Annotated in this window: 7 protein-coding genes; all 7 read left to right on the top strand. The window is 49.5% G+C overall.

Annotated elements, in window-relative coordinates; all coding sequences use genetic code 11:
• Nucleotides 1-521: 521 nt before the first annotated feature.
• From ACRC27_RS02805 to ACRC27_RS02775, 7 genes are read left to right on the top strand one after another with little or no spacing between them, the layout of a single operon-like run.
• Nucleotides 522-1,703, top strand: coding sequence for a PrgH/EprH family type III secretion apparatus protein (locus ACRC27_RS02805; protein ID WP_152108669.1), 1,182 nt, complete (start codon nucleotides 522-524; stop codon nucleotides 1,701-1,703).
• A gap of 14 nt (nucleotides 1,704-1,717) precedes the next feature.
• Nucleotides 1,718-1,960, top strand: a complete 243-nt coding sequence (locus tag ACRC27_RS02800; protein ID WP_152108668.1) for a type III secretion system needle complex protein — start codon at nucleotides 1,718-1,720, stop codon at nucleotides 1,958-1,960.
• A gap of 48 nt (nucleotides 1,961-2,008) precedes the next feature.
• Entirely contained in the window at nucleotides 2,009-2,314 is a 306-nt protein-coding gene (gene sctI / locus ACRC27_RS02795; RefSeq protein ID WP_167386650.1) for a type III secretion system inner rod subunit SctI, read from the top strand.
• Entirely contained in the window at nucleotides 2,311-3,060 is a 750-nt protein-coding gene (locus tag ACRC27_RS02790) for an EscJ/YscJ/HrcJ family type III secretion inner membrane ring protein (protein ID WP_438639148.1), read from the top strand. The genes sctI and ACRC27_RS02790 overlap by 4 nt, the downstream gene beginning before the upstream one ends.
• Nucleotides 3,057-3,641 (top strand): type III secretion apparatus protein OrgA/MxiK, encoded by a 585-nt coding sequence (locus ACRC27_RS02785; RefSeq protein ID WP_438639147.1) that lies wholly within the window; start codon nucleotides 3,057-3,059, stop codon nucleotides 3,639-3,641. The genes ACRC27_RS02790 and ACRC27_RS02785 overlap by 4 nt, the downstream gene beginning before the upstream one ends.
• Nucleotides 3,598-4,287 (top strand): hypothetical protein, encoded by a 690-nt coding sequence (locus tag ACRC27_RS02780; RefSeq protein WP_438639146.1) that lies wholly within the window; start codon nucleotides 3,598-3,600, stop codon nucleotides 4,285-4,287. The genes ACRC27_RS02785 and ACRC27_RS02780 overlap by 44 nt, the downstream gene beginning before the upstream one ends.
• The gene (locus ACRC27_RS02775; RefSeq protein WP_438639145.1) at nucleotides 4,284-4,760 is read left to right on the top strand and encodes a hypothetical protein; all 477 of its coding nucleotides are present in this window, start codon (nucleotides 4,284-4,286) and stop codon (nucleotides 4,758-4,760) included. The genes ACRC27_RS02780 and ACRC27_RS02775 overlap by 4 nt, the downstream gene beginning before the upstream one ends.
• The last annotated feature ends 307 nt before the right edge of the window (nucleotides 4,761-5,067 follow it).

The following is a 5,067-nucleotide window of genomic DNA, read 5'->3' as shown; positions in this document are numbered from 1 at the left end:
CTTAGGCGTAATATTATCTGGAACATTACTGCATTCTTTAACCGCAGCGTGAATACTTAGCGTTTTACTCTTCAGTGAGATCAGCTCAGCTGAGTTGTTTTCCATCACTGGCTTTTCTTGCATTGAACAGCTTAACTTTGAATAGATAGAATCGGCTCTAATATCCATAATATTTTCACTCCTATTTCACATCTATTATTTTTCACCGGTTAAATGTTTTATCACTATCCATCTTATTTCTACACAAAGCTGTAGTGATGAACAGTAAAACCATCCTCTAAACCTACAATGTCACGTGATAAATAACTTGCAAAAAGTAACCATAGTTAAAACAATGATCCCATCAATATCCACAGACACAATATACTTACTTAGCGTATTCACTAATAAATCCATGATTGACACTTAGCACAATGATTAGCGCATAAATAATTCATTACTTTTTCATCAGGATGTGAATAAGCCAACCCTCGTATAGTCAAAATTACTCTCATCATCCGGCAATGACAGATATTGACTCTATGACAACAGATACTTCTCATGCGACTTCGCACAACTTAGTCATCAGATTGCTCAACGGCCCTCTGTGCGGCTGTGAATTTCTGTTATTCCCCGGTCGCACTTTGTTTGTCGTGCGAGACCCGTCTCAGGTGGCATCCCCCGAAGTGATCACGGAGTTACCGCCAGATACGCTGTTTATTCCACTCGAACACGGGGGGATTAATTTTGAGCTTCGCTTCAACAATTCTGACTCGTCCGCCATTTCCCTGAGTGAATTAAGTGCCGAGGGCAATGCCAGCAGGGAGTATTCCGCAAGCCTGAATCAAGTGCTACAGATAGGCGGACTTATCTTTGCTCTACGCTTAGAAAATCAAACATGGTCTTCAGAGATATTGGCTTATCCAAACGGCACCCCGAAAATTACCCACTCAACACACCGCCGCTATATACCCGCCGTAGTCGCGTTGGCACTCATCACGGGTGCTGTCGTTATTGCTTTATTTTGGTTATGGCGCACACCTCAAAAGCAAGCGAATGAACTCGGCCTTTTGTTAGGTAACGATAATCAACGTTTTCAAGTGTTGCCTGGGCGCAACAAAACGCTGTATGTCGCCGCCAGCAATGAACGTGATGTGTCATGGGCACAGCAGGTGATCGCGCGAGGCGAAAATAAAGAACCCGCACAAGTCATCAGCACCGAGCGCGAAAATGCACGTATGACACGCTGGCTAGCCGACAATTATCCTGACCTTGCCTATTACCGGCTGCAGATGGATAACCCCCGACTACCGCAGTTGTGGATCAGCCGTCAGCGCGCAGCTCTGAATGATGCTGAGCGCCAGCGTTTAAGCCAACGTTTACTGTCACAGTTTCCTTATGCGGACCAGATCAGCCTTATTGCAATTGATGATGTCACGGTAATTCGTCAGGCAGAAACGGAGCTCAAACGCCAAGCACTCCCATATACACGGCAAGATCACGCGGGTGGTGTCACGTTTGTTGTGCAAGGTGCGTTGGATGATGGCGAACTGCTGCGCGCACGTCAGCTTGTTGAAGAGTACTACCGCCAATGGGGTGGGCGCTATGTGCAGTTTGCAATCGAATTGAAGGATGACTGGCTCAAAGGCCGCTCCTATCAGTACGGTGAGCAGGGCTATATCAAAATGAGCCCCGCCCACTGGTATTTCCCCAAACCACTATGAGCTTTTAGAAGGAAATTAGCATGACATGGTCCGGTTACCTTGATGGAATTTCGCAAAAATTTGACACCGGCGTTGCCAACTTACAAGAACAGGTTGATGAGGCGCTAGCTGAGCTGTCCGAGACTCCATCAGATCCACAACTGCTCGCTAAATATCAGAGCAAACTCTCTGAATACAACTTATACCGCAACGCACAATCCAACACGGTCAAAGTATTCAAAGATATTGATGCCGCCATCATACAAAACTTCCGTTAATCCACTGGAGCCTTGCAGCATGCTGTAAGGCCTTAAGGAGTTGATGCTATGTCACAAATCGCTGCCCCATCATTAGATGCACTGACTGATCGTTATCGCGATATTACACGCCAAGACACCGATATCGTTTCACTTGATGCGCGTCTGATTGATGCATTCTCGCGTTCAGCCGTCAATCTGGGAATGGAAAAAGACGCTATCTTAGCTCGCCTCGAAAACCCGGCAGCAGTTACCGATCCGGCGGAGTTGTTTTCGCTGCAATTGAGATCGTCCAACTATAACTTGGAAGTGTCGCTGATCAGCACTCTGACCCGTAAAGCCGTAGGTGCGGTGGAAGGACTGCTGCGCTCATGAAAAGCTTGCTCGCCGTTTTACTGCTGTTCGTATTAACGGGCTGTCGACAACAAGATCTGCTCGAAGGATTAGATCAGAAGCAAGCCAATGAAGTGATTGCTGTTTTACAGCGGCACAACATTGAGGCCGATAAGGTCGGCCGTGGGAAAGCCGGCTACAGCATTCTCGTAGCCGAGCCAAATTTTGCGGCGGCCGTAGATTGGCTCAAAATCTACGATCTGCCTACACGGCCACGAGTTGAAGTTGCCCAGATGTTTCCTGCAGACTCACTGGTTTCTTCTCCACGAGCGGAAAAGGCACGATTGTACTCGGCAATTGAACAACGCTTAGAGCAATCACTACAAAGCATGGAAGGCCTACTGTCGGCTCGCGTTCATGTTAGCTATGACGTGGAAGCAGGGGAAGGTGGACAACAATCTAAACCCATTCACTTGTCCGCGTTAGCTGTCTATGAGCGTGACATCAATCCTGAACAAAAAGTTAACGATATCAAACGTTTTTTGAAAAACAGCTTCGCCGATGTTGAATATGAAAATATCTCCGTGGTGCTTTCAAAACGTAGTGAAGCGCAGCAGCAAGCGCCGCGCTCCCCTACTCGCAAAAACGAAATTACCAGCATCACCGGCTTATTGGTTTCGATTCCATTTTTGTTCGCGATCGGCATCGCCGTTTGGTATTGGTTGCGCCGCCGAACAGCACCGACTCAGCCAATCCTCCCGGTCGATAATCACGGAGCGGGCGTATGAATACACCGCGTGTTTCGATGCGCCTGCAACGCATTCGGTTTGATCCTCTCTCTTATCTGCACCCGCAGCGGGTGCAGATCCCCGCGAGACTCATCAATACGCCGACAGCACGCACTGCGGTAAATGACATTTTGCTGCGTAGCTATGCGTTGGATTGGCAGCCTTTCCAACTCGACGCATTGACTAAACAGTGGATTCACCATTGGTATCGACTCCCACATGTGGCTTACCTCATCGGCTGTCATAGCTTACGCGCCGATCTCGCGTGGAAAGGCAATTCGTGCAAACTGCCGCATTGGGCCAACAACTTTATGCGGCTCACGTTACCCACCGAAATATCAACGGGTCACAAAGTCATCGGCGATACCGAGCTACTTACGGCCGGATACACACGACTACACCCTTGGGTCGCGCGTCTTCCACAGCCATTAGCTCAACGATTCCCACTGCAGTTTCCAGCCGCCATTGAGATGGCCATTAACGACACAGCCCCCCAAGCGGAGGCTGATCCATTAATTCTGACTTTGGCTCTACAATATGCCGAGAGATATCCCAACATATCATCCACACGCCCCGCTTGAGCGTGTGTTAATTCCACGTAAGACGCTACAACGTCATGCACGTGCCGCCAACTTAGAGCAACAAGCCCAGCATCATGCCCGCCAGCTGCTGCGCGAAGCTCAACAACAAGCCGAGCAGATTCGACAATTGGCCTACCAAGATGGGTATCAGCAGGGGATGCTGGATGCGATGAACCAGATCGGCACATTTATCGCTGACAGCCAGACACTGGCCGTGAACCTTCGTGATAGGCTGCACCAACAGGCTCGACAGTTGCTAGCCCATGCGGTGGAACACCCCGAAACACTCCTGCTGTTACTGGAAGAGTGCTTGCGCAATTTGCCTGTCGTAGACACAACACTCTATCTAATTTTGCCACGCTCGATGCGTCATCAGCATACCCAGTTTAGCGATGTACTCACTGCACATTGGCCTCACCCTTACCAGCTCGACTTCCATACCGACGCCGGTTTCGTGCTGCGCTATGCCGACCAAGTAATCGAATTTTCACCAGAACAATACACAGAAGCCGCCAGTCGAACACTGGTGAATACCTTGGCATCTTTGCCCGAAGAGTGCCACCAACTGTCGCAGCAAGCGCTACAGGCGCTCATCGCTCAATGGCACGTCACAACCCCCTCAGCAGAAGGTGAACAACCCACATGATGATCTCACCGATTACAACAATCGCCGCCACACAGCTCTCAACAGCAACCGAGAACGTCATCCCGCTCAGTGAGCGCATTCCACAACATGCACTCGCCGTATCGGCCACCGAGGAGTCAACCGCGCTTCCAGAAGCCGCGCCTGACATTAATGAAGATTTGCTGGCACACGCCTTTTTAGATGAGTTACGACAGCTAGCACCGTCTGAGGATCCTCGTGAATACGCCAATGCAGTGAGCCAATTGATGCGTGATTTTGTTGACCCTACAACTCAACAGCGCGCATTTGTCACCTTAGAGAAACAGCTTGCTCTTTTACAACGTACATTGGCCGAAGTTGTTGATGACCCAACACTCACCAAACCGCTTACTGCCGTAATGCTCGGTACCGCCAACGTGAAATTAGAAATGACAAAATGGATGCAAGACACGGTGTTATCTGGCGGGGAAATTACTGAGTTTGAAGAGTGGTAAACCCATTGTTTGAACTGATTGCCCCGAGTTTGTCATCCGCTGAGGCTATCATTGTGGCCTACTGTAGCCTCAGCGATTAAGTTAAGCATGACGGTCATTTCGCCCGCGGCGCTGTAACGCATCGGCTCACTTATTACCCCACACGCTATTTTCACGCCTCCCCAATAGCTCGCGCGCAGATTTAACACCCGCGCAAACATTGTGGTATTATTGCAACGTACCGCGCTGTCGTCAGGAGATGACCTGATATCGCTCGCAGCGCGGACGCGACAGGGATACGTTGCCGCAACATCACTTCATCTGCGAC

Origin of the sequence: Plesiomonas sp. (assembly GCF_051650925.1) — a bacterium.
GTDB lineage: Bacteria > Pseudomonadota > Gammaproteobacteria > Enterobacterales > CAMTGL01 > Plesiomonas.
This window is presented reverse-complemented; position numbering and strand designations above follow the sequence as displayed.

Coding starts and splice junctions, on each gene's coding strand:
- ACRC27_RS02775 (WP_438639145.1), top strand. CDS start 4,284: ATGATGATCTCACCGATTACAACAATCGCCGCCACACAGCTCTCAACA.
- ACRC27_RS02790 (WP_438639148.1), top strand. CDS start 2,311: ATGAAAAGCTTGCTCGCCGTTTTACTGCTGTTCGTATTAACGGGCTGT.
- ACRC27_RS02805 (WP_152108669.1), top strand. CDS start 522: ATGACAACAGATACTTCTCATGCGACTTCGCACAACTTAGTCATCAGA.
- ACRC27_RS02780 (WP_438639146.1), top strand. CDS start 3,598: ATGCCGAGAGATATCCCAACATATCATCCACACGCCCCGCTTGAGCGT.
- ACRC27_RS02785 (WP_438639147.1), top strand. CDS start 3,057: ATGAATACACCGCGTGTTTCGATGCGCCTGCAACGCATTCGGTTTGAT.
- sctI (WP_167386650.1), top strand. CDS start 2,009: ATGTCACAAATCGCTGCCCCATCATTAGATGCACTGACTGATCGTTAT.